The following is a 2409-nucleotide window of genomic DNA, read 5'->3' as shown; positions in this document are numbered from 1 at the left end:
TGATCGCGCTCATCGAAAGTCCTCAGGTGTGCTCGCCGATATTCCTCACCTGTGAGCAGCGGTCAGTGTAGTTGTTGGCGGTTGCCGGTGGTGGTTCGGCGCAGGGTTTCGGCGGCGGCTTGGTGGTCGCGCAGGCGGTAGGACTCGCCGTCGAGGTTGATGACCACGGAGCGGTGCAGCAGGCGGTCGAGCATGGCGGCCGCGACGGTGGTGTCGCCGAGGATCTCGCCCCACGCCCCCACCCCGCGGTTGGTGGTGATGACGATGCTGGTCTTCAAATAGCGTTGGGAAACAACCTGAAACAGTGCTGATGCGGCCTCAGCCGGTAGTGGAAGATACCCGAGTTCGTCGATCACGAGCAGGGTCGGACCGGCGTAGAAGCGCATGGTGGTGGCCCAGCGTCCCTCGATCGCGGCGCGGTGGCAGCGGGCGGCCAGATCAGCGGCGGTGGTGAAATACGTGCGGTAGCCGGCATGCGCTGCAGCCCTTGCCAATCCCACGCTGAGGTGGGTTTTGCCGGTTCCGGGTGGGCCGATGAGCAAGATGTTGGTCGCTGATTCCAGGTAGCGACAGGTGCCCAGCTCGTCGATGAGCTTGCGGTCGATCCCGGCGGCGGCGTCGACATCGAAATCAGCCAGCGTGGCCGGGGTGGGCAGGCAGGCAAACCGCAACCGACCCGCCAGGCGCCTGGCGGTGCTGGCCTCGACTTCGACGGCCAGCAGCCGCTCTAGGGCGACGGTGAGTGAGAGCCCCTCCGCGGTGGCTTGGTCTAAGACGGCGGGTAGAGCTTCGGCCGCAGCGGCCAGTTTGAGGTCGGCCAGGTGCGAGCGCAGCTGCTGATAGCGGCTTGCGGCTGCCGTCGGTGCCTCCTGGGCGGTGGTCGTGGTAGTGGTGGTCTTCGGGGTTCGTGGGGTGGGGGTCATTGGATGGTCCTGTTCTGGGCGGCCCGCTCGTAGGCGGACAGGTCGATGACGGTGGATTCGGCTGATGAAATTGATGTCTGGACGGCTTCGGCTCCGAGCCCGAGTAGTTGTGCGGCAGCAGCTTTGGCCGCCGGACCGGGCGGGATGCGTTCTTTGCGGCGGTGCGGTCGTCTGGTCGTGGCGGTTGCCATCGCGGCGGTGTCCAGGGCGATGACATGGCCGCTGTCGCGCACCATCACCCCGAGCCCGTCGGCGGCCATTCGGTGCCGGGCGATGACGATCCCGCTGGCGGTGGCGATGTCGCAGAACTGGCCACCGACAGGATGGCTGACTACGACCTGAGCTGCCGCCAGTTCTGGGGGCACCGAGTAACGGTTACCGCGATAGGACACCAACGCCTGCCGCGACGCCGTGCGGGTCTCTGACACGATCACCGGGTAGGGCTGTGCCGGCGCAGGCGCCAGCGGCTCGGTCTTGGCCACCACAGCGACCGAGGACCGGCCGTCGGCGGTGGCCCGCAGCCGGGTGTCGCCGCGCACGGCGGCGAAGCGATCCACGCTGGTCTGCGCCTGCTCCACCGTGGCCTCGTCAGCCAGGGTGCGCCACCAGCGCTGCGCCGCAGTGTGATTGACCTTCTCCACCACACCCTTACGGTTGCCGCGCCGCGGCGGGCAGATCGCCACCGACACCCCGTAGTGCTTGGCCACCCCGGCGAACGACGCGGTCACTCGACCCGAGCCGGGGTCACATACCGTGGCCATCCGGTCGAAGCGCCACACCCGCGTGCACCCGCCCAGGCCACGGGTCACCCGGTCGAGGCCGGCGACCAGGTGCGGCTGATCTTCCGAGGGCGCCAGCGCGGCGCGCCACTTGCCGGAATGCGATAACGAGCCCACCAGAAGATGCGCGGTCTTGCCCCAACCCCACAATTCCGGCGGATCAGGCAATTCCAGCCAGTCCCATTGGGTTTCATCGCCCGGGTCGTGCGGGATCACCGCGTTCGGGCGGTCTACCGCAGTTCGGCACGCCTCACACACCGGACGCAGATTGCGGGTCCGGATGTTGCGGGTCAGGCTCTGATAGGACAGGCCGAATCCCAGCTCCTCGAGCTCGTCAAGCAGGGTGCGGGCCCACAAGTGCGGGTCCTCGGACAACCTCGCGGTGACGTAGTCGACGAACGGCTCGAACCCATCCGGTCCGGAGCGCGCACGAACCCCCGGTTTGCCGTCACCGTTGAGGTATTTGCGGACCGTCTTGCGGTCGAAGCCGGTGTGGCGGGCGATCGCTGAGATCGACCACCCACGACGGCGCAGGGCATGTACTTCCAAGTCGTCCTCCCATGTGAGCATGAGAAAGCGGGCCTCCTTCGATGAAGCAACTGGCGTCAGACACCAGCAGCTTGGAAGGAGGTCCGCCCTTCTCGGCGGAGCCACACGGGTGGGGAATTTCGATGAGCGTCAGTGGGGAAATTCAGCGAGCGCGGTCA

The 2409-nt window shown here is 67.2% G+C and carries 2 protein-coding genes; both read right to left on the bottom strand.

Features of this window, described 5'->3' with window-relative positions; genetic code table 11:
• Positions 1-62 precede the first annotated feature (62 nt).
• Positions 63-923 (bottom strand): IS21-like element helper ATPase IstB, encoded by an 861-nt coding sequence (gene istB / locus AU192_RS20710; protein WP_064399404.1) that lies wholly within the window; start codon positions 921-923, stop codon positions 63-65.
• Positions 920-2272, bottom strand: coding sequence for a Mu transposase domain-containing protein (locus AU192_RS20705; RefSeq protein ID WP_064399403.1), 1353 nt, complete (start codon positions 2270-2272; stop codon positions 920-922). Before AU192_RS20705 ends, istB begins: the two co-directional genes overlap by 4 nt.
• Positions 2273-2409 lie beyond the last annotated feature (137 nt).

The organism is Mycobacterium lehmannii (genome assembly GCF_001499925.1).
Lineage (GTDB): Bacteria > Actinomycetota > Actinomycetes > Mycobacteriales > Mycobacteriaceae > Mycobacterium > Mycobacterium lehmannii.
The sequence above is the reverse complement of the archived record's forward strand: the minus strand, read 5'-3'. Positions and strand labels throughout refer to the sequence as shown.

What these genes read in the sequence shown, in the direction of transcription:
- istB (WP_064399404.1), bottom strand. Translation starts at nt 923, where the DNA reads ATGACCCCCACCCCACGAACCCCGAAGACCACCACTACCACGACCACC.
- AU192_RS20705 (WP_064399403.1), bottom strand. Translation starts at nt 2,272, where the DNA reads ATGCTCACATGGGAGGACGACTTGGAAGTACATGCCCTGCGCCGTCGT.